The organism is Lelliottia sp. 7254-16 (assembly GCF_002922995.1).
Taxonomy (GTDB): domain Bacteria; phylum Pseudomonadota; class Gammaproteobacteria; order Enterobacterales; family Enterobacteriaceae; genus Enterobacter; species Enterobacter jeotgali.
Genome location: NZ_PQVS01000001.1, coordinates 25216 through 46726 on the forward strand (window position 1 = coordinate 25216; position 21511 = coordinate 46726).

At 53.1% G+C, this 21511-nt stretch carries 23 protein-coding genes; 9 read left to right on the top strand and 14 right to left on the bottom strand.

Annotated elements, in window-relative coordinates:
• The first annotated feature begins 182 nt into the window (after positions 1–182).
• Positions 183–824 carry a riboflavin synthase subunit alpha gene (locus tag C3708_RS00140; RefSeq protein ID WP_103946415.1) on the top strand — a complete coding sequence of 214 codons (642 nt, stop codon included), beginning with the start codon at positions 183–185 and terminating at the stop codon, positions 822–824.
• A gap of 144 nt (positions 825–968) precedes the next feature.
• Here C3708_RS00140 and cfa read toward each other — a convergent pair whose 3' ends face one another.
• Positions 969–2117, bottom strand: coding sequence for a cyclopropane fatty acyl phospholipid synthase (gene cfa, locus C3708_RS00145; RefSeq protein WP_103949081.1), 1149 nt, complete (start codon positions 2115–2117; stop codon positions 969–971).
• A 296-nt stretch (positions 2118–2413) separates the two neighbouring features.
• Positions 2414–3613, bottom strand: coding sequence for a purine nucleoside transporter PunC (gene punC / locus C3708_RS00150; protein WP_095281796.1), 1200 nt, complete (start codon positions 3611–3613; stop codon positions 2414–2416).
• Positions 3614–3727: 114 nt separating this feature from the next.
• Between punC and punR the strand changes: the two genes are divergently transcribed.
• Positions 3728–4639, top strand: coding sequence for a DNA-binding transcriptional activator PunR (gene punR, locus C3708_RS00155; protein ID WP_095281797.1), 912 nt, complete (start codon positions 3728–3730; stop codon positions 4637–4639).
• A gap of 18 nt (positions 4640–4657) precedes the next feature.
• Here punR and purR read toward each other — a convergent pair whose 3' ends face one another.
• Entirely contained in the window at positions 4658–5683 is a 1026-nt protein-coding gene (gene purR, locus C3708_RS00160; RefSeq protein WP_103949080.1) for an HTH-type transcriptional repressor PurR, read from the bottom strand.
• A 296-nt stretch (positions 5684–5979) separates the two neighbouring features.
• On the opposite strand from purR, the gene C3708_RS00165 reads away from it, so the two are divergent.
• On the top strand, positions 5980–6069 hold the full coding sequence (locus C3708_RS00165; protein WP_095281799.1) for a YnhF family membrane protein: 90 nt from the start codon (positions 5980–5982) through the stop codon (positions 6067–6069).
• 162 nt (positions 6070–6231) lie between these two features.
• Positions 6232–7398, top strand: coding sequence for an MFS transporter (locus C3708_RS00170; RefSeq protein WP_095281800.1), 1167 nt, complete (start codon positions 6232–6234; stop codon positions 7396–7398).
• 37 nt (positions 7399–7435) lie between these two features.
• On the opposite strand, the gene sodB is transcribed toward C3708_RS00170, so the two are convergent.
• A complete protein-coding gene (gene sodB / locus C3708_RS00175; protein ID WP_103946411.1) occupies positions 7436–8017 on the bottom strand; it encodes a superoxide dismutase [Fe] in 582 nt (193 codons plus the stop codon).
• A 121-nt stretch (positions 8018–8138) separates the two neighbouring features.
• A complete protein-coding gene (locus tag C3708_RS00180; RefSeq protein WP_095281802.1) occupies positions 8139–8912 on the bottom strand; it encodes a C40 family peptidase in 774 nt (257 codons plus the stop codon).
• A 340-nt stretch (positions 8913–9252) separates the two neighbouring features.
• On the opposite strand from C3708_RS00180, the gene grxD reads away from it, so the two are divergent.
• Positions 9253–9600, top strand: coding sequence for a monothiol glutaredoxin 4 (gene grxD, locus C3708_RS00185; protein ID WP_095281803.1), 348 nt, complete (start codon positions 9253–9255; stop codon positions 9598–9600).
• Between the two features lie 44 nt (positions 9601–9644).
• Here the strand turns inward: grxD and rnt are convergent, their stop codons facing one another.
• The 5 genes from rnt to eptA form a co-directional block, all read right to left on the bottom strand.
• The gene (rnt, locus tag C3708_RS00190; protein WP_095281804.1) at positions 9645–10295 is read right to left on the bottom strand and encodes a ribonuclease T; all 651 of its coding nucleotides are present in this window, start codon (positions 10293–10295) and stop codon (positions 9645–9647) included.
• A 96-nt stretch (positions 10296–10391) separates the two neighbouring features.
• Positions 10392–10799 (bottom strand): lactoylglutathione lyase, encoded by a 408-nt coding sequence (gene gloA / locus C3708_RS00195; protein WP_012017189.1) that lies wholly within the window; start codon positions 10797–10799, stop codon positions 10392–10394.
• Positions 10800–10898: 99 nt separating this feature from the next.
• Complete coding sequence (locus C3708_RS00200) at positions 10899–11996, bottom strand: alkene reductase (RefSeq protein ID WP_095281805.1); 1098 nt, start codon at positions 11994–11996, stop codon at positions 10899–10901.
• Between the two features lie 53 nt (positions 11997–12049).
• Positions 12050–12649, bottom strand: a complete 600-nt coding sequence (locus C3708_RS00205; protein WP_095281806.1) for a TetR/AcrR family transcriptional regulator — start codon at positions 12647–12649, stop codon at positions 12050–12052.
• A 39-nt stretch (positions 12650–12688) separates the two neighbouring features.
• Entirely contained in the window at positions 12689–14317 is a 1629-nt protein-coding gene (gene eptA / locus C3708_RS00210) for a phosphoethanolamine transferase EptA (RefSeq protein ID WP_103949100.1), read from the bottom strand.
• 150 nt (positions 14318–14467) lie between these two features.
• On the opposite strand from eptA, the gene C3708_RS00215 reads away from it, so the two are divergent.
• From C3708_RS00215 to sodC, 3 genes are all read left to right on the top strand, one after another.
• Complete coding sequence (locus C3708_RS00215; RefSeq protein WP_103946474.1) at positions 14468–14707, top strand: DUF1289 domain-containing protein; 240 nt, start codon at positions 14468–14470, stop codon at positions 14705–14707.
• Positions 14708–14755: 48 nt separating this feature from the next.
• Entirely contained in the window at positions 14756–15652 is an 897-nt protein-coding gene (locus C3708_RS00220) for an aldo/keto reductase family oxidoreductase (RefSeq protein ID WP_095281807.1), read from the top strand.
• A gap of 81 nt (positions 15653–15733) precedes the next feature.
• On the top strand, positions 15734–16252 hold the full coding sequence (gene sodC / locus C3708_RS00225; protein ID WP_103949079.1) for a superoxide dismutase [Cu-Zn] SodC: 519 nt from the start codon (positions 15734–15736) through the stop codon (positions 16250–16252).
• On the opposite strand, the gene C3708_RS00230 is transcribed toward sodC, so the two are convergent.
• From C3708_RS00230 to C3708_RS00240, 3 genes are read right to left on the bottom strand one after another with little or no spacing between them, the layout of a single operon-like run.
• Positions 16231–18264: an FUSC family protein gene (locus tag C3708_RS00230; RefSeq protein ID WP_095281809.1), complete on the bottom strand. Its 2034-nt coding sequence runs from the start codon at positions 18262–18264 to the stop codon at positions 16231–16233. The genes sodC and C3708_RS00230 overlap by 22 nt on opposite strands.
• Positions 18264–19124, bottom strand: a complete 861-nt coding sequence (locus C3708_RS00235) for an HlyD family secretion protein (RefSeq protein ID WP_103949078.1) — start codon at positions 19122–19124, stop codon at positions 18264–18266. The genes C3708_RS00230 and C3708_RS00235 overlap by 1 nt, the downstream gene beginning before the upstream one ends.
• A 2-nt stretch (positions 19125–19126) precedes the next feature.
• Positions 19127–19363 carry a DUF1656 domain-containing protein gene (locus C3708_RS00240; protein ID WP_095281811.1) on the bottom strand — a complete coding sequence of 79 codons (237 nt, stop codon included), beginning with the start codon at positions 19361–19363 and terminating at the stop codon, positions 19127–19129.
• A 186-nt stretch (positions 19364–19549) separates the two neighbouring features.
• Between C3708_RS00240 and slyA the strand changes: the two genes are divergently transcribed.
• Positions 19550–19990 (top strand): transcriptional regulator SlyA, encoded by a 441-nt coding sequence (gene slyA, locus C3708_RS00245; protein WP_095281812.1) that lies wholly within the window; start codon positions 19550–19552, stop codon positions 19988–19990.
• A 36-nt stretch (positions 19991–20026) separates the two neighbouring features.
• Here slyA and C3708_RS00250 read toward each other — a convergent pair whose 3' ends face one another.
• The gene (locus tag C3708_RS00250; protein WP_103949077.1) at positions 20027–21388 is read right to left on the bottom strand and encodes a GGDEF domain-containing protein; all 1362 of its coding nucleotides are present in this window, start codon (positions 21386–21388) and stop codon (positions 20027–20029) included.
• Positions 21389–21511 lie beyond the last annotated feature (123 nt).

Consider the following 21511-nt stretch of genomic DNA (forward strand, 5'->3'; position numbering starts at 1 on the left):
CCGAAACTGGCAGCAAGAAGAAAATGCAGGGGGAGTGCCAGCTATTGTAGCGGGGTTTAGCTATTTATCTAGTGAAAAAATCGCCAGAAAATGCCCCTTACTGGCAACCTGTTTTTCCAGATGTTATTGTGATGCGATTAAAACGGTGTCACCACCGTTGGCATAAAACAGGAGTGGTAAGCATGTTTACTGGTATCGTGCAGGGCACAGCAAAACTGGTGTCCATTGAGGAAAAACCCAATTTCCGTACCCATATTGTCGAGCTGCCGGAATATATGCTCGACGGGCTGGAAACCGGGGCATCGGTTGCACACAATGGCTGCTGTCTGACGGTGACAGAGATTGACGGTAATCGTATTAGCTTTGATCTGATGAAAGAGACGCTGCGTATTACCAATCTCGGTGAGCTGGTGGTGGGCGATATGGTCAACGTCGAACGCGCGGCGAAATTCAGCGATGAGATCGGCGGGCATTTAATGTCGGGCCATATTATGACCACCGCTGAAGTGTCGAAAATCCTGACCTCAGAAAATAACCGTCAGATCTGGTTTAAAGTGCAGGATGCCTCATTAATGAAATACATCCTGTATAAAGGATTTATTGGCGTGGATGGGATTAGTCTGACGGTGGGTGAAGTGACCCCAACCCGTTTCTGCGTGCATTTAATTCCGGAAACCTTACAGCGCACGACCCTTGGCGCGAAAAAACTCGGCCATCGGATTAATATCGAAATTGATCCGCAGACCCAGGCGGTAGTGGATACCGTTGAGCGGGTTCTGGCGGCGAAAGAACTGGCAAGTAAATTGACGGCGCAAGACGAATAAAATAAACCCCGGGTATCCGGGGTTTATTCATTGAAGATGACCTCGTTTGTTGCCGGGTGGCGCTGTGCTTACCCGGCCTACAAAACAACAAATTTCCCGGTTTTGTAGGCCCGTGCAAACGAAGTGCCGCCGGGCGATTTTCATTCACCGCGCCACGCGCAATCCATGCTCTACACCACGGCTAAACACCACCTGCCATAGCTGAATATCCCGTGCGCGAAATGCCCCTGCGCAGGCATTCAGGTAATAGCTGAACATCCGTTTGAAGCGTTCCGAATAGTTATCAGCGATTTCTGGCCATGCGGCCTGAAAACGTGAATGCCAGGCCATGAGAGTAGTGTCGTAGTCTGCGCCAAAGTTGTGCCAGTCTTCGACTATAAAGTGCGACTCACTGGCATCGGCAATCTGGCGAACGGAGGGCAGGCAGCCGTTCGGGAAGATGTATTTGTTGATCCACGGGTCAACCGAATGGTCCGTCTTTTTGGAACCGATAGTGTGCAGCAGGAAAATCCCCTCGGGTTTCAGGTTGCGGTCGGCAACAGTGAAATAGGTACTGTAATTCTTCGGCCCTACGTGCTCGAACATCCCCACCGAGACAATACGGTCAAACTGGTCATCGAGGTCACGATAATCTTGCAGCAGAAGGGTCACATCCAGCCCGGCGCAGCGCTCTTGCGCCATTTTTTGTTGCTCGGCGGAAATGGTCACGCCGACGACGCTGACGCCATAATTTTTGGCCATATAATACGCCAGTCCACCCCAGCCGCAGCCGATATCCAGGACCCTCATGCCGGGCTGGAGCTGCAGCTTTTCGCAGATTAAACGCAGTTTAGCCTGCTGTGCATCTTCGAGAGTGGTAGCGTCTTTCCAGTAGGCGCAGGAATATTGCATGAAGGGATCAAGCATGCGGCTGAAAAGATCGTTACCCAGATCGTAATGTTCTTTGCCGACAATCCATGCCCGCTTTTTACTTTGCAGATTGAGCAATCGCGCAGAGGCGATACGCAGGGTATCTTTCAGGCGGTGAGGGAGCTGGTTTTCCAGCCCGGCACGCAGAACGTTATGGAAAAACATATCCAGCCGTTCGCAATCCCACCAGCCGTCCATGTAGCTCTCGCCCAGACCGAGCGAACCTTCCTGCAGAACGCGTTTGAAAAAATCGGGGTGTTTTACCTGAATATCGGAGGGGGCAGACCCGTTAATCGCGACGCCCGCCCGACCCAGTAATTCATTGACGATCCGAAACCAGTCATTGTCCCGGACATTGACTTCTTCTATACACGATGAACTCATAGCTTCTCCATCACCTGCTGTGATCAGAACCTTCAAACAGCGTAGCCGTTTTTTATGGTTTGTGAGAAATCCCACGGTTTTTCCGTGAGGCTAATATCCGACGTAGAACAGAGGAAGGGAGATAACCCTTACCGAAAGGCCTTCCATGGTAAAACGGGAGCACTCCGGCTCCCGTTAACACATAATATTTATCGTATTTGTGTGAAGCAAATTTAGTATAGGCCGCAAAAATCGGTGATTCAACAGAAAGTTATTAGCAGCCTAATCACTGAAATGTCACATAATTGCTGGCGCGATTATGCCCGAGAGGATTCTGTCTGCGAAGTGACGTCAGAAGAGTCCTGTGCCGAAGACTGCATGCGATAACCCAGCGCGGCGAGCAGTACGGTGGCGAGCATCACGCTGGTCGTTGTCATCAGCGGCGTGGCGATAAGCGCTGAAACAATCAAACTTGCCAGGAAACACAGCCCCAGTTGCAGGGTATTTTGCAGCGCAGCGGCGCGACCTGTCGCATGAGGGAATGGACGTAGCGCCTGAGCTACCACGATAGGGTAGATTGCACCGTTCGCCACCGCCATCACGCAGAAGGGGATCAGAATTTCAGTCAGCCCAACGTGCGGGATAAAGCCAACGGCCCAGGTCGCAATGACGCTGATTGCGAAGAGTACCAACAGCCACGGCAGCATCTGCTGTCCCTGCCATTTTTGCAGCGCCGCGCGGCAGCCGTAACCGCCGACCAGGAACGCGATGGTCTGAGGAACATAGCTCAGGCCGATCACCGCCGGACTGTAGCCCATGTCATGCAGAATAAACGGCGAGCCGGTCAGCCACGCGAAAAAGCTGGCGGAACAGGCGGCGTAAACCAGTACGTTGCCACGATAGGCGCGTGAGCGCAGTAGTGACAGGAAGGTCACGCGGTCATCGTTGTGCTCAGTTGGTTTCGGTGGCGCCGGTTTGAGCGTAAACGCCGGTAACATCAGCACCAGAGTGATGATGAACAGCGTGGCGAAAATCGCCTGCCAGTCAAAGTGCACCAGGATCCAACTGCCGAGCAGGGGCGCCAGCGCCGGTGAAAGACCGACAAGCGGCATAATGGTGGCAAAAATGCGGTTCACGCGTGAGGCGGGATAGTAGTCGGTGACCAGCGCCTGCCAGGTTACGGCGGCCGCACACACCCCGAATGCCTGCACAAAACGTAGTACCAGCAGCCAGGTGGCATCGCGCACCCACAGCATCCCCAGACAGGCGACGGCAAAGATCGCCAGACCTAAAAGTAAAATGGGCTTGCGGCCATAGCGGTCGGAAAGCGGTCCCCACAGCAGCTGCGCGAAGGCAAAACCGGCGAGGAACAGGCTCAGGCTGGCGCTGATCGCGGCGGCAGGCGTCTGTAAATCTTCCTGCATCGCGGCGAACGCAGGCAGATACATATCGGTGGCCAAAAAGCCCAGCACGCTTAAACCGCCGAGCCAGACCAGAAATCCTTTGTTGGGTTGCATTGTTTTTATGTCCTAAAGAGGCAGGTATTCATTGGCGCAAAGTGTAGGGAGTGCAAAGTTCCTTGTGAAACGCTAATATTTGGTGGTTGCATTCAAAAAATTTGCAGGCAAAAAATGTGGTCTGAATATTCGTTAGAAGTGGTGGATGCGGTCGCGCGTAACGGCAGCTTTAGCGGCGCGGCCCAGGAACTGCACCGCGTTCCGTCTGCGGTGAGCTACACCGTGCGCCAGCTTGAAGAGTGGCTGGCAGTTCCGCTGTTTGAACGCCGCCATCGCGATGTCGTTCTGACGCCTGCGGGTGTGTGGTTTTTGAAGGAAGGGCGTTCTGTTATCAAAAAAATGATGATCACCCGCGAACAGTGTCAGCAGATTGCCAACGGCTGGCGCGGTCATCTCGCCATTGCGGTGGATAACATCGTCAAACCCGAACGCACGCGCCAGATGGTGGTCGATTTCTATCGCCACTTTTCAGACGTTGAGCTGCGCGTGTCGCAGGAGGTGTTCAACGGCGTGTGGGATGCGCTGTCGGACGGCAGGGTAGAGATGGCCATCGGCGCAACGCAGGCGATCCCGGTGGGTGGACGCTATGCGTTTCGTGATATGGGGGCGTTGAGCTGGACCTGCGTCGTCGCCCGCGATCATCCTCTCGCCGCGATAGAAGGGCCGCTGAGCGATGACACGTTGCGCAACTGGCCGTCGCTGGTGCTGGAAGATACGTCGCGATCGCTGCCGAAACGCATCACCTGGCTGCTGGATAACCAACGGCGCGTGGTGGCCCCTGACTGGGAAACCTCGGCGACCTGCCTGTCGGCTGGCTTGTGCGTCGGTATGGTGCCGGTGCATTTCGCACGTCCGCGCATCGATCGCGGCGAATGGGTGGCGTTAACCCTGGAAAACCCGTTCCCGGATGCAGCGTGTTGCCTGACCTGGCAGCAAAACGATATGTCACCGGCGCTGGAATGGCTGCTGGCCTATCTGGGAGATAGCGAAACGCTGAACAGAGAGTGGTTGAAGGAGCCGGAATAACCGGCCCCTCAGAGGCGATTAACGACGATAGTCGCGGAACGGACCGTCAGCGACGGAGCGGCGTTCAATCAGGCGCGGGTGGACTTCAATCGACTGTGACTCTTCACGTTTGCTGACGATGCGGTCCATCAGCATGTTAAAGGCGGTTTCACCCAGCGAGTCTTTTGGCTGGTGAATCGTCGTCAGCGCCGGAGTAAAGTAACGGGCGTTGCGCACGTTATCGTATCCGATCACCGAAATATCCTGCGGCACGCGTAAACCAAGCTCATCTGCTGCGCAAAGTGCGCCCATCGCCATAATATCTCCACCGATAAAGACCGCGGTAGGACGATGTGACTGGGAGACAATCTGCTGCATCGCGCGATAGCCGGATTCCGGTTCGAAGTCGCCCTGCACGATCCAGTTTTCTGGCACCGTGATCAGCGCTTCTTCTATCGCTTTCATAAAGCCAGCCAGACGACCAGCACCAGTATTACGCTCCAGTGGGCCTGGGATCACGCCGATTTCGCGGTGACCGCGTTCAATCAGGTAACGGCCCGCCATATAGCCGCCTTCAAAGGCGTTGTCGTTCACTGAATCGGTAAAATCGGCGCGGGTATCGCCCCAGTCCATGACCACCATAGGGATGTGACGATACTCTTCGAGCATCGACAGCACGGATTCCGGATATTCAGAACACATTACCAGCAGGCCATCGACGCGCTTTTGCGCCATCATAGACAGGTAAGCACGCTGTTTTTCCTGGCTGTTCCAGGCGTTACCCAGGATCAGGGTGTAGCCCTTCTGGAAACAGTTTTTCTCAACCGCTTCGATGATTTCCGCAAAATAGGCGGCTTCACTGCTGGTCGCCAGCAGTCCGATCGATTTAGTGTGATTCACTTTCAGGCTGCGCGCTACGGCACTTGGGGAGTAGTGCAGTTCTTTGATAGCTGCCCACACGGCGTTGCGCGTCTCTTCCGCAACAAAACGTGTTTTGTTAATTACATGTGATACGGTTGTAGTGGAAACGTTTGCGCGTTTCGCCACATCTTTAATTGTTGCCATTACATGTCACTCCAGACCATATCTTAAACTCCTGAAATACTTAAAGGTAAACGTTTGCCTTCTCTCACCCTTATCTCGCAATGTGAATTGCGATACGCCGGGAAAACGACTCAAAACGTCAGGAGGGGGTCAGTGGCCGGTACGCTTATAAATTTAGCGTGGAATTTTGTCTTATCTTGATGAAAAGGGGAAGCGCAAAAACGGTTATCAGTCTAAATCCAGGAAGATTTTTGGGGTAAACTGTGTAAAAATGAGCAAGCTCACTTTTCGTGGGGTGATTAAAAGGAGAAAAATTGATGAGTGCCGATCTTAAGTTTTCGCTGACCACTACCGTTATTGTGCTGGCTTTGATTGTTGCAGCAGGTCTTACCGCAGCCCTGCACTGATTTAAACGGGGGAGAGTTCTCTCCCTCGTCTCTTCTCCCGATTGTTACTCATCCCGCAAAAATCTTTTGCTAATTTGTTAACTTCTCATTTTTTGTGATTGATGTCATGCTTTTGACATCTTAGTCCCGTGTCGCGCAATGACACGGTTTGCGGAGTTAACAATGAAAATCAACTTTCCCTTGCTGGCCCTGGCGATTGGCGCTTTTGGCATCGGCACTACCGAGTTTTCCCCGATGGGACTCCTGCCGGTGATCGCCAAAGGCGTGGACGTCTCTATTCCGGCAGCGGGTATGCTCATCAGCGCTTATGCGATAGGGGTGATGGTCGGTGCGCCGCTCATGACCTTGCTGCTCTCACATCGTGCCCGCCGCAATGCGCTGATCTTCCTGATGGCGATTTTTACCCTCGGCAACGTGCTGTCGGCGATTGCGCCGGATTACACTACGCTACTGCTGTCGCGCATTCTGACCAGCCTGAACCACGGCGCGTTCTTTGGTTTAGGGTCGGTGGTAGCCGCGAGCGTAGTGCCAAAACACAAGCAGGCGAGCGCGGTGGCGACCATGTTTATGGGCCTGACCATCGCCAACATTGGCGGCGTTCCGGCGGCGACATGGCTCGGTGAAGTGATTGGCTGGCGCATGTCTTTCCTCGCAACAGCTGGGCTTGGCGTGGTGGCGATGGTCGCGCTGTTCTTCTCTCTGCCGAAAGGCGAGGCAGGCGAGCGCCCGGATGTGCGCAAAGAGCTGTCGGTGCTGGTGCGTCCACAGGTGCTGTCTGCTCTGTTAACGACGGTGCTCGGTGCAGGCGCGATGTTCACGCTATACACCTATATCTCTCCGGTGCTGCATGACATTACCCATGCGACACCGCTGTTCGTGACGGGGATGCTGGTCCTGATTGGTGTCGGTTTCTCGCTGGGTAACTATCTTGGTGGCAAGCTGGCGGATCGTTCTGTGACCGGCACGCTGAAAGGATTTCTGACTCTGTTGATTGTGATTATGCTCGCCATTCCGTGGCTGGCGCGCAATGAGTTTGGTGCGGCCATTGCGATGGTGGTGTGGGGGGCTGCGACCTTCGCGGTGGTTCCACCGTTGCAGATGCGCGTGATGCGGGTGGCGCACGAAGCTCCCGGTCTGTCGTCTTCCGTGAATATCGGTGCCTTTAACCTCGGCAATGCACTTGGTGCGGCTGCGGGTGGGGCGGTGATTTCGGGCGGGCTGGGGTACAGCTTTGTTCCGGTAATGGGGGCAATTATCGCCGCACTGGGTCTGTTGCTGGTCCTGACGTCGGGGCGCAAACAGCCAGAACCCGTTAGCGTCACCGAGTAATCAAAAAACGCAGAAGGGCTGCCCTTCTGCGTCTCAGTTATGCAGCGAAGTTCTTCGCCACAAATTCCCAGTTAACCAGTGCCCAGAAGTGCTCAAGGTAGTTCGGGCGAGCGTTACGGTAATCGATATAGTAAGCGTGCTCCCACACATCGACGGTCATCAGCGGTTTGGCGCTGGTGGTCAGTGGGGTGCCTGCGTTAGAGGTGGAAACGATAGCCAGTTTGCCATCCGCCTCTTTTACCAGCCACGTCCAGCCAGAACCGAAGTTCTTAATGGCTGCGTCAGTAAACTTCGCTTTAAAATCAGCAAAGCTGCCGAAGGCCGCATTAATCGCCGCAGCCAGTTCACCGGTCGGTTCACCGCCCGCGTTTGGAGCCAGGCAGTGCCAGTAAAACGTGTGGTTCCACACCTGAGCGGCGTTATTGAATACGCCGCCTTCAGAGCTACGTACGATCTCTTCCAGTGTTTTGCCTTCAAACGCGGTGCCTTTCACCAGGTTGTTCAGGTTTGTGACATAGGTCTGATGGTGTTTGCCGTAGTGGTATTCCAGGGTTTCCGCCGAAATGTGCGGAGCCAGGGCGTCTTTTGCATACGGTAATGCAGGTAATTCGAACGACATTGCTTCTCTCCTTATTATAGTTTGCGCATCAATAACCCTATTGAGTGCAGGGATAGAGTAGCAAATTGAAAGGGGAGGCAAAAGAGGAACTTACCCTGCTGGCGGAGCAGCAGGGCAGGGATTAGCGGATCGTTTTTGGCGTCATCACGCGGCGTGCGCCGACGTAGTGGCGAACCCAATAATCTTCGCTGAGGGAAGTGATTTGAATATCCTGACCGCTACGAGGAGACTGAATGAATTTTCCGTTGCCCACGTAAACGCCTACGTGGTCAGCGGTGCCACGACCCTGAGTGCGGAAGAACACCAGATCGCCGCTTTCGAGTTCACCGCGATCGACGGACGCCGCATCGCGCAGGTGATACATCTCGTTTGCGGTACGCGGTATACGGAATTTCACCAGATCTTTATACGCGTAGTAAACCAGACCACTGCAATCGAAGCCGGTACGCGGTGAAGTGCCACCCCAGTGATAAGGTTTGCCTATTTGCCCCATCAGCTTGTTCATCGCGGTTTTTTGCGCTTTCTGCACGCGAACTTTATGCACCTCAGAGAGTTTTGCCGTTTTACCCACTTTTACGCAGTTAGTTTTATGCCCTTTACGAACGGTGCATTTTTCCGGAGCGATTTTTGCGGTGGTGCGGGTCGGTTTGCTGCGGGTTTTACTGGTGAGGGCTTTGCCGGAGGTGGTCTTCTGCTTGTGAGCTGTGGTGGTTTTTTTCTTTTCGCTTTTACTGGTGCTGGTCGTTTTTTTCTTACGTTCTGTGGTTTTCGCCAGATGAGATTTTTGCACGGCAGAATGCCGCGCCTGCTCAGAGGCATTAGCCGCTGGCATGAAAGCGAGAGATGTAAATAGTAAAGCACAGAGCGTGATCGAGACTTTTTTTATCCGCGCCACTGAGCATTCCCCTGAATTAGATGCGGGTCATCAATAATACCCACGTATGATTTACAAAGCCCGTCGATTCTAATGCATAAAACTGCGAGATGTTAATAGCATTTTTCAATCTAAAATTCTGTTTCGTTAGCAAGTGCAAAAAAAAACGTCAATCTGTTGCACTATTGCTCGTCCCTTAAGCAAAACCACAGCTTACGCAGGGATAAGCTATCTTAGAAATGCAACTTCAACGGATAACCGTTAAGATATATACAGGTGACGAAAATGTTATTTTCCGATGTCTCTCTGACCCGCTACAATGTCAGACGATTGCCGTAACAGAAGTTAAAGGAAGCAAGACATGAGCACTACTATTGAAAAAATCCAGCGCCAGATCGCTGAAAACCCAATTCTCCTGTACATGAAAGGTTCACCGAAGCTGCCAAACTGCGGTTTCTCTGCGCAAGCCGTTCAGGCTCTTTCTGCCTGTGGCGAGCGCTTTGCTTACGTTGATATCCTGCAGAACCCGGACATCCGCGCTGAGCTGCCGAAATACGCTAACTGGCCGACCTTCCCGCAGCTGTGGGTGGACGGTGAGCTGGTCGGCGGTTGTGACATTCTGATTGAAATGTATCAGCGTGGCGAACTGCAGCAGTTGATCAAAGAGACCGCTGCAAAGTATAAAACTGAAGAGCCAGACGCAGAGTAAGTTTTGCATCAGGCAAAAAAAAGCGACCATTACGGTCGCTTTTTTTATTCCTCGCTTTCGCCCATCGGCAGCGGCCAGCCGCCCAAACGCTTCCAGCGGTTCACAATCTCACAGAACAATTCTGATGTGCGTTCCGTATCGTACAGCGCCGAATGCGCCTGGGTGCCGTCGAAATCAATACCGGCGGTGATACAGGCTTTTGATAACACCGTTTGGCCCAGCGCCAGCCCGCTCAGTGCGGCAGTATCGAAGGTCACAAACGGGTGGAACGGATTACGCTTAAGCGAGGCGCGCTCGGCGGCGGCCATCATAAAGCTGTGATCGAAGGTAGCGTTATGGGCCACCATGATCGCGCGATTGCAGTTGCTGTCTTTCATGCCTTTACGGACCATTTTGAAAATGGCGTGCAGGGCGTCATATTCACTCACCGCACCGCGCAGTGGGTTCGTGGGGTCAATGCCGTTAAAGGCCAGCGCTTCTGGCTGTAGGTTCGCGCCTTCAAACGGTTCAACGTGGAAATGCAGCGTGGTGTCCGGTATCAGCCAGCCCTGTTCATCCATTTTCAGTGTGATGGCAGCAATCTCAAGCAGCGCATCGGTCTTAGCGTTAAATCCAGCTGTTTCTACATCAATAACAACAGGATAAAAACCACGAAAACGGTCACACAGACCGGTAAGTTGAGCGTTATCGGACATCAGGGTCTCTTACAAGGGAAAAAAAGCAGTGCGTATTATGGCAAAATTTGCGAGGGGATGCAGCAAAACAACGGGCGCAGAACGCGCCCGGAGGGATCAATTGCCCAGACCGCGACCGGCGTCTTTGGCTTCGATCAGTTCGATTTTATAACCGTCAGGATCTTCAACGAAGGCAATCACAGTGGTGCCGCCTTTGACCGGACCCGCTTCGCGCGTCACGTTGCCGCCGTTGCTGCGAATGCGCTCGCAGGCTTCGGCCGCGTTATCCACTTCCAGCGCGATGTGGCCGTAAGCGGTGCCCAGCTCATAGCTATCGACATCCCAGTTGTAGGTCAGCTCAATTACCGCTTCGTCACTTTCCGGGCCATAGCCCACGAACGCCAGAGAATATTTATATTCCGGGTTTTCGCTGGTGCGCAGCAATTGCATACCCAGTACGTTAGTGTAGAAATCGATAGAACGTTGCAGGTTGCCAACGCGCAGCATGGTGTGAAGTAGGCGCATATTTTCCTCTTAACCAACTCAATGGCTTATCTTTTTGAACAGAAACGATGTTTTAGTATAGCGGCGAATCATCGCCGCTATCAATGGACAACCGAGGAATTACAGAGAAGGGTAGTCGGTGTAACCTTCAGCGCCGCCGCCATAGAAGGTCTCTGGACGCTGTGGGTTTAGCGCCGCTTTGCGCTGCAGACGTGCGACCAGGTCCGGGTTGGCAATGTAATCACGGCCAAAGGCTACGGCGTCGATCAGACCTTTGCCGATCAAGTCTTCTGCTTTCTCTGGCGTATAGGCACCGGCACCGATAATCACTCCCTGGAAGCGCGCACGCACTTTCTCACGGAAGGCATCAGAGTACGGCGCACCGCCCGCCCAGTCTGGCTCGGACATGTGCAGATACGCAATGCCGCGTTTCGCCAGCTCTTCAATCAGATACAGCGCGTCGGCTTCTTCGTTCGGGCCGTTGTCGACGTTCTGGAAGGAACCGATCGGAGAAACGCGAATACCGATACGATCCGGGCTCCACTCCTGGCACACCGCATCGACCACTTCCAGCACCAGACGGGCGCGGTTTTCTACGCTGCCGCCGTACTGATCGGTACGTTGGTTAGAAGAGGGAGACAGGAACTGGTGCAGCAGGTAGCCATGCGCAGAGTGCAGTTCAACCAGGTCGAAACCGGCTTCACGGGCATTGGCGACGGCCTGGCGGAAATCATTCACGATGCCAGGGATTTCATCGAGTTCCAGCGCGCGAGGGGTAGAAGTATCGACGCGGATCGCATGACCGTTTTCATCACGCAGCGACGTACGTGTACCTGCATTCAGCGCGGAAGCGGAAACCGGTGCCTGCCCGCCAGGCTGGATGCTGTTGTGCGAGATACGGCCCGTATGCCACAGCTGAACTGCGATGCGGCCATCATCAGCATGAACACCCGCAGTGATTTTTTTCCACGCAGCGATTTGCTCAGGGCTGTGCAGACCCGGTGCGCCAGCATAGCCTTTCGCCTGAGCGGAGATTTGAGTGGCTTCGGAAATGATCAGGCCAGAGCTGGCGCGCTGACGATAGTATTCGCCCATCAGCGGGGTCGGGATATCACCCGGCTCAATGCTGCGCAGACGCGTCAGCGGGGCCATCAGTACGCGATTTGGTGCAGTAACCGCACCGATTTTCAGTGGGGTAAATAATTTTTCAGTTGACATCATGACTCCTGAGTAGACCGGTCGACTAGTGATTTGATAAATAAAAACGCCTGTTAAACGCCAGGCGTCGTAATACTGTTCTTCACATGCGCCAGCGCGCTTTCAAGCGGCACGGCGCTGCGGGAAATTTTGGCCTGCAAATTTGCGCCTAACCACAGCGCATATAACACCTGGGCCTGAGTCAAAGGATCGCCGCTGAAATTCAGCGTTTTTTCTTCGCGACCTTTTTCCAGCGCCTGAGCCAGCAGGGCAATAACACCGCTGGCCCCTTTGTCCATCGCCGTGCGCATGTCTTCTGAGAGATCGCACACTTCGGCAGACAATTTGACGGTCAGGCAACCGCTGATAATGCCCTGCTGGCAGAACTGGTTCAGCGTTTCCTGATAGTAGTTGAGCACACGATCGCGATAGCACCCTTCGCCGCTGGCAAAGTGGGTGGCGAGACGCTGATGGTACCCGGCATAGTGCCGTTCCAGCATTGCCACGCCAAACGCCTCTTTGGAGCGGAAGTAGTGATAGAACGAACCCTTCGGCACCTCAGCGGTTTTTAACAGCTCGCTAAGGCCCATTCCGGTAAACCCACGATGCATGCAAAGACGCTCGCCGGTAGCCAGAAGATGTTCGCGTGTATCGTGTTCAGTATTTTTGCTCATGGCGCTGAATGTACTAGACCAATCGGTCTAATGCAAGTATCACGATTTACGACAGGTATTCATGATGTCCATCTGCGGCTGATAAACCGCTGATTTTACGTTCATCATACCGAGAACTGTCGAGAACAAATTATCCTGAGAAACCGCTGTTTTCGCCGCCTGGTCACGCAAGCACGGCTCATTGACGCCGAAGTTATTCACGTAATCGGGCGACAGCCAGAACATAAACGGAATATGCGTCTGTTGCGTTGGGGCCAGCATATAAGGTGTGCCGTGCAAATACAGCCCGTTTTCGCCCAGCGATTCGCCGTGATCGGAAAGATACACCAGCGCGGTATTCATCGTGGTCTGACGCGCTTTCAGAGCATCAATGGTTTTACTGACAATGCTATCCGTATACAGAATGGTGTTGTCATAAGTGTTCATGAGCGCCTGATGGTCACAGTCCTGAATCTGATTGGTATCGCAGGTCGGGGTAAACTGGCGATATTCCTGCGGATAGCGTTGATAATAAGCTGGGCCGTGACTGCCCATTAAATGGATAACCAGCACGGAATCTTGCTTCAGCCCGTCGAGCACGTTATCCAGACGATGCAGGTTCACGTCGTCGATACAGGATTTATCTTTGCAGAACTGATCCAGTTTCCACTGGGTCATGTCCGTATGCGGGATGCGATCGCACGCCCCTTTACACCCCCCGTCGTTTTCACGCCACAGCAGATTTACCCCCGCGTGCGCAAGCACATCGAGCAAACCTTCCTGATGACGGGCTAAATCTGCGTCGTATTTTTTGCGCGGCATACCAGAGAACATGCACGGCACGGAGACCGCGGTTTCTGTGCCGCAGGAGGAGGCCTGCGGGAAGTTAATCATGCCTTGTTTTTTCAGCTGCGGATTGGTTTCACGCCCGTAGCCGTTAAGAGAGTAGTTTTCTGCGCGAGAGGCTTCACCAATCACCAGTACCAGCACTGTTTTTTTCTTCTGCGCCAGAATAACCGGGCCTTTGTGCGCATCCTGTCCGATACGGACCAGCGTCTGATCGCCCGCAAACCAGCGGTTTTTACTGTATTTGGCGATGGCGCTGACGTAGTTTGCCGGTGTCACCATTTTGACGATGGCTTTGTTATTGCGAAACAGGGAGGCGTAATCCTTATAAAAGACCGAGGCGACCAAAATAATCACCATCAGTGCGCCGAGGATAGCGGCGACGCGCATCAGCAGCGTGTACCACCATTTGCCGGAACGAATGCGAACAAACATCAGTACGATGGATGGGATCAGACCGATAACCGCAATCCACAGCAGCATCTGTGGTGTCACCAGTGCGGTGGCTTCCTGCGAGTTGGTCTCGAAGATGTTGACCATCATGTTCTGATCGATGACGGCTCCGTAAGTGTACATAAAGTACGTCGCGCCGGCACAACCCAGCGTCAGCAGGATCATCAGCGGCTTACGGATAAACGGAATATTAATCAGGCTGAAAATAATCACCCAGCCACAAAACAGAACCAGCGGAACAGAGGCTGCAAACAAGATATCGTGCAGATGGGCAGGGGCAATAATCTCCCAACTGCGTTGAATAAACAGCGCATTCAGGAGCGTAAAAAATAACGCGCAACCCAGAGTAAATTTAATATCGTTACACTGTAACTTTTTTGCAAACCACATCATAAAGAAAACCGTCTGTTTTTATTGATGGGGCGAGTATAGGGAACGAAGATTAGTGAAACCTTAATGCCACATTTGTGTGCTAAAGCCCTTGCAGATGGCGCAGTTAGCGTCTTCACTGAAGGTGATAATCGATTTCGGGAGGTGTGTGTGGCAGAGCAACTGGAGTTTTTCCCCGTCCAGAGCCCGTGCCGGGGAATTTGCCAGTCGGATGAGCGCGGCTTTTGTCGGGGCTGTATGCGCAGCCGCGATGAGCGTTTTAACTGGCAAAGTATGAGCGACGCGCAAAAGCAGGATGTGATACGCCTGTGCAGACAGCGTTTGTTGCGTAAATTACGCGCAAACAAACCGTCGGATGCCGAAGAACCCCAGCAACCTTCACTTTTTTAGCGGCGGATATGCGTATACTCATGACATCACTTCCTTGAGGTAATTGTTATGGTTCAGCGTATTGCCCTTGCCCCGCAGGGCCCGGAATTTTCACGTTTTGTTATGGGTTACTGGCGTTTGATGGACTGGAATATGTCCCCGCGCCAGCTGGTCAGTTTTATCGAGGAACATCTTGATCTCGGGATCACCACCGTCGATCATGCCGATATTTACGGCGGATATCTGTGCGAGGCTGCTTTTGGTGAGGCGATGAAACTGGCTCCGCATCTGCGTGAGCGCATGGAAATCGTCACCAAATGCGGTATTGCCACCACTGCCCGTGCGGAAAACGCGCTGGGTCATTACATCACCGACAGCGACCACATTATCAAGAGCGCTGAGCAGTCGCTGGTCAATCTGGCGACCGACCGTCTGGACCTGCTGCTGATTCACCGCCCCGATCCGCTGATGGATGCGGATGATGTGGCAAAAGCGTTCCTTGCGTTGCATCAGAGCGGGAAAGTGCGTCACTTTGGTGTGTCGAACTTCACCCCGGCGCAGTTTGCGCTGCTGCAATCTCGTCTGCCGTTTACGCTGGCGACCAACCAGGTCGAAATCTCCCCGGTTCACCAGCCGCTGCTGCTGGACGGCACGCTGGATCAGCTGCAACAGCTGCGCATTCGCCCAATGGCCTGGTCTTGCCTGGGCGGCGGGCGTCTGTTCAATGACGACGAATTCCAGCCGCTGCGCGATGAGCTTGAGACGGTTGCGCGTGAGCTGAACGCAGAAAGCATTGAGCAGGTGGTGTACGCGTGGATCTTGCGCTTGCCGTCTCAGCCGCTGCCGATTATTGGTTCGGGCAAAATTGAACGCGTACGTTCGGCAATTGCTGCAGAAGAGCTGCAGATGACACGCCAGCAGTGGTTCCGCATCCGCAAAGCGGCGCTGGGTTACGACGTTCCGTAATCGCCCATACCTATGACATTCCGGTGAAATCATTGCCCCTGGTCTAAACTTTAGGGGCAAAAATAAACCCGAGGAGGTCATATGAAGCGTTTTGCTCTGGCAGTTATGACGCTGGTGGTTTGCGCAGGCGCGCAGGCAGCCAGCGACAAAGTTGAAATGAATCTCGTCACCTCGCAGGGGATTGGCCAGTCCATAGGCTCTTTCACCATCAGCGAAACCGATAAAGGGCTGGAGTTTGCGCCCGATCTCAAAGCACTTCCTCCCGGTGAACATGGTTTTCATGTTCACGCCAAAGGCAGTTGTCAGCCGGCACTGAAAGAAGGGAAAGCCTCTGCGGCAGAAGCTGCTGGTGGTCATTTTGACCCGCATCACACCGGTAAACACGAAGGGCCGGAAGGCGCTGGGCACGAAGGTGACTTGCCCGTGCTGGTGGTCAATAACGACGGCAAAGCCACCGATCCGGTGGTGGCTCCGCGTCTGAAAAAACTGGATGAGATAAAAGGCAAAGCGCTGATGATCCACGTCGGCGGGGATAACATGTCCGATCAGCCTAAACCGTTAGGTGGTGGCGGGGCGCGTTACGCTTGCGGAGTGATTTGATCGCTAATCGTGCCCGGTGGTGGGGCTTGTTCCAGCTGAGAGAGCGAGCAGTGTAAACGCCAGATCAGTGAGGCTAAATCGCGCGCTACCGGCAGATGGTGGTGCGCGAGCGTGTCGCAAATACGTTGCAGTTCGGCGAGGGTAATGGCCAGCGGGCGCTGCTGGACGCCGCGAGTACTCATCACATCCCGTAGCAAGGAAATACAAATATCGCGCACCTGAGATAGCGGGTCGGAACGGGTTTCCCATGCCCGCAGTTGCCACACCACGTGCGAACAATTCAATAACACTACGCCCCAGCGCAGCAACCAGCGACGTGATAACTCGTCCTGACTGTTGTTCAACTGGCTAACGTGATGATATACCAGTGATTCATATTCGCTTTCGCTAAGGTGGGGTTTGCGGCTGAGCTGATCGACAAACCCCGTGCGCAGTTCTCGAATGTGACGCCGACTTTTACGCGCATCGGAGCCAGGGCGCAGAACCGCAAACGCCAGCCAGGCCAGTCCAACGCCCAAAATCTTCGCCAGATTGTCATTCAAAAAATCAGCAAAATCATATACCGGTGGATTGGTGACTGAAATAAACGAGCCCATAAAGACGATCAGTTGCCCCCATAGCCCTGCGAGTTTTGGCATTTGCAATTTCAGTAGCTGCATCGTGGTGAGCAGCGGGAACAGGAATAACAGGAATTGCCACAGATCGGTTATCTGTACCATCAGCCCAAATTTCACGGCGAAGCTGAACAGCGAAAGTAAAATCAGGGTGCGCAGGAGCAGCGTCAGGGAGTTAAAGGGCGAGGCCGCGACGGAATAGAGCACGCAACTGATGGCCGCCAGCGTCAGCGCCGCCGAACCGGATTCCCACTGGGTGGTGATGCTCCACGCGCCAACCAGCGTCAGGGCGCAGAAGGTGCGAAACCCGCTCCATAACGCTTCCATATTGTCCGTGTGTCTTGCCAGCGCGGGGCTGCCCGGCACATTAAATTCGGTAATCGGCGTGGCATCCTCAACGGCTTTTATCCAGCGGCTGCTGCGTAAATATAAGCGGCAGAAATAGAGCAGGCGCTGCCAGAACGCGCGATGTCGATAATCATATTCATCCGTTGGGGCGAGAGGGGCAAGAATGCGCGCTACTGCTAACATATCCGTCTGCGGATTCGCCAGCGCCGCCAGAAGGCGATCGATAATTTCGCGGGTGTTTTCAGGCGGATTTGGCCAGTTGAGCAGCATTCTTCGCAGACCGGAGAGGGCGCTGGTCATTCTTAACTGCTGATGGAGAAGATAATTCAACAGCTTATTCTGCCGACGAAAGCGGTAATGGCTCCAGAAAGCCTGAATACGCAGCAAGTTCATGGTGAGGATCTGCCCGATAACTTTTTCGTGGGCAAGACGAATGGTATCACTGGAATCAGGTTGCCAAAGCAAACTCGCGTGTTCCAGCAGACGCACATGCATGGTTTTTAACGCCGAAATGAGCGTGGTGCCGTCAGAAGTGCTCGGCAGGATCATCATCATTACGCCGCCACACAGGATACCGATGATCACTTCGCATACGCGCGCCTGGGCGATATCCCACAGCTCAGTGGTATCCAGAATATTGACCACCGGGAAGGCGATAATGGCGGCGGTGTAACCCGCCAGCTGGAAAGCATAGGCGACGTTATTGGTGAAATGGGCACAGGCCCAGGTGCAAAATCCCAGCCAGGCGGCCATGCTGAATAAAAATAGCCACGGATCGTTAAGCGTGTGTCCTGCGATAATTAATGCCGCCGTTGCCCCTAACAGGCTCCCTGCAACGCGCCCGAGACTTTTGCTGATTACGCCACCGACGGTGGGAAAGCTGACCACCGCGGCAGAGGTCATGGCCCAGTAGGGCTCATCCAGATTTAGATAATAGGCCACCGTGAGCGCCAGACACATGGCGATACCGTTGCGCAAAGCATATCGCCACTGCGCCGGGGAAGCTTTAAACCACGGCATGTTGCGCCACGAGAAAGCGCGGATGTTCATCAGCGCGTTCCGATAGACACGGTGCAGGTCGTACCGGAGACCAGGGTGATATCCTTCGGCAGGTTATCAAATTCAACGCGAACAGGCACCCGCTGGGCCAGACGCACCCACGGCACATTCGGTTTAATATCAGGCACTAAGCCAGAGTCAGTTTCGACACTCTGATCGTAAATAGCGCGCCCGATACTGGAAACGTGACCCTGTAACACCGTCGAGCCGCTGTACAGAGTGATTTGCGCAGAGGCGCCTTCCCGAATATGGCGCAGTTTGGTCTCTTCAAAATAGCCGACGACATAGAATGAGTGGCTATCCACCAGGGCAAAAACTGGCTGGCCCTGGGTGGCATAGTTACCTTCGCGTGTGGATAAGTTGGTGACCCATCCGTCAACGGGCGCTTTAACCACCGTTTGCGTCAGCTGCCACTGGGCTTCTTTGAGCGTCGCTTCCGCCACTTCTACGCTAGCCTGCATGGCTTTTACGTTGATATTAGCGGTATCCAGATCTTCAGCAGAGATGAAATTTTGCGGCAGGTGGCGGCGACGATTAGCTTCATTATTCGCTTTTGCCAGATCGGACTGCGCCTTTGCTACCTGCGCCTGGGCGTTGAGCACAGCGATATGGAATGGCGTCTCATCAATGCGGAACAGCACATCTCCTGCTTTGACTTTCTGATTATCTTTAATGAGCAGAGAGGTGATACTGCCAGACACCTGTGGGGTGATACTGACCTGCTCGGCGCGGACTTTGCCGTCGCGCGTCCACGGAGACTGCATGTAATAATTCCACAGCCACCAGCCAGCAATCACAGCCAGGGCCAGAACAAACAAACTGGAAAAATATTTAAGGGTTTTCAGGGACATATTCACCACGCAATCAACAGAGCCAGGCCAAGGCATACGGAAAGAGTAAACAACGACAGATCCATCAGCATGGGATGCCAGATTTCACCGGAATACATCCAGTCACGCAGCAGTCGGTGGGCCACAAGCCAGATCAGAAAACCCAGCATAACGGCTTTAAAAATAGGCGGGAAATAGACGGATGCACCGACAATCAGGTCCTGAAGGGGTAACCCTGCACAGCTAAAAGAGAACTTCACGAGCAGAGATCCTTTGCAGTGGTAAATGGACCCAGAGGGTCTGTGTTAACACGATGAAGTGCCTTAATTAAGTGTAAATCATTCGTTCAAAATTGATGAATGCAGTATTGCATTTGTTTTGCCAATATAAATGCTGCACACTATTCTAAAATCAGTATAATAACTTAGCAAGCTAATTATAAGGAGATGAAATTGGAATCGCCACTAGGTTCTGATCTGGCAAGGTTGGTACGCATCTGGCGTGCTCTGATTGACCATCGCCTGAAACCTCTGGAATTGACGCAGACGCATTGGGTTACGCTGCATAACATTCATCAGTTACCGCCCGAGCAGTCGCAAATCCAACTGGCAAAAGCGATCGGCATTGAGCAGCCGTCACTGGTGCGTACGCTCGATCAGCTGGAGGAGAAGGGGCTGATTTCCCGGCAAACCTGCGCCAGCGATCGCCGTGCTAAACGCATTAAGCTCACTGAGAAAGCAGCACCTATCATCACTGAGATGGAAGCTGTTATCAGTAAAACGCGAGGGGAGATCCTGTCCGGGATAACGCCTGCTGAGCTGGAACAACTGATTGATATGATTGCTCGTCTTGAGCAGAACATCAATGAGCTCCAGACCCGCGACTAACGCCATAAAAAAGCCTTGCTACGCAAGGCTTTCTTTTTATTTGAACACGACTACCCGATTTCGCCCCGTCGCTTTAGCTTCATACATGGCTTTATCCGCGCGTTCGACGCACTCCTCGGCAGTCACCGTTGGCGACTGCGCAGTATAAATGCCCATGCTGATGGTAATCGGTTCCGGAAGTTCGCCATGCGTTGTGTCACGGTCAAAACTGCTCAGCGTCAAGCGAATGCGTTCCGCCACCTGTTTTGCTGCCTCAGAAGGCGTATTCGGCAGCAGCAAGACAAACTCCTCTCCGCCGATGCGTGCGGCGATATCCTGCGGGCGTACTGAATCCATCAGCAGATTGGCGACAAACTGCAAGACCTTGTCACCCTGCAGATGCCCGTAGGTGTCATTAATGCGTTTGAAACGATCCAGATCGCTGACAATCACCGACACGGGTTTGCTTGCAGAAGTCGTACTGAGCGAGTGACTCAAGGATTCGTAAAAGTAGCTGCGGTTGTAGAGTCGCGTCAGGGCATCGCGGATGGAATTCTGGTAAGACTGCTGGTATTTAAGATGTGAAACCCGGTAGAGACTAAAAACATCGTGAAGTAGGGCAAAAATAATCAGCAGGGTGGCTGTCGTTTCGAATAGCCGTGAGTGATACCAGGCAAACCCCTCAACGTGATCTGACGATAAAAGAGTGGCCAGGGTAATTACATAGCAGACACATAAAAAACTGCCGCTGACCCAGAATAGATTACGCAGACGCGTAATGGCCAGCATGGTTATTAATGCGGTTATCCAGAGGACAATCAGAATAATATTAACCACCTGACTCCATAATACCGTCATCTGTCGACTTTCATTATTGACCAAATCCAGTGACAGCAAACTGCTATGGCTTGACCAGAGCCATGTCAGGGTAATCATGGTTGCCGTAAAAATAAATATCCCGCAGATGATGAATTTATACATCAAACGCGTTAATGGATAGTGACGCAATGTAAAAAGCACCGTTGCGAGGATGAACAGGCAGGCCATCATGATGTTACGCATCATGAAGAAAATCATCGCGTCATTGTAGTTGATACGATGCGTGCCATAGGGGTTTAGCCACCCTGGAAAGTTGCTCATCGTTCCGGCCAGCAGAATGGCAGAACCCGCAAAGGCAAACGCAATGGCGAGCAGGAAAACCCGATCTTTATCGCACCAGTATTTCATCGCCATAAAAAAGGCAATAAACAAATGAAATACCAGCAGAAATATCGTCAGGGTTGGGAATAAAAAGGGTGACAGCGCCGGGACAAAAACGGCTATTTTCGAATAAAAGGCGTGAAATAGACCAAAAAAAACCAGGCAGGCAAAGAAAAAGGAAACATAGCGGTTTCCCATATGTCGATTAATCAAAATCATAGGCAATTTAACTGGCAGATAATGCGTTATTTAACAGGGGTAATGAGACGCGATCTTATCAAATTCCAGAGGAAATACTTTGCGCGGGGACAATATAATGCTGCGTTATTAATTTGTACGGTG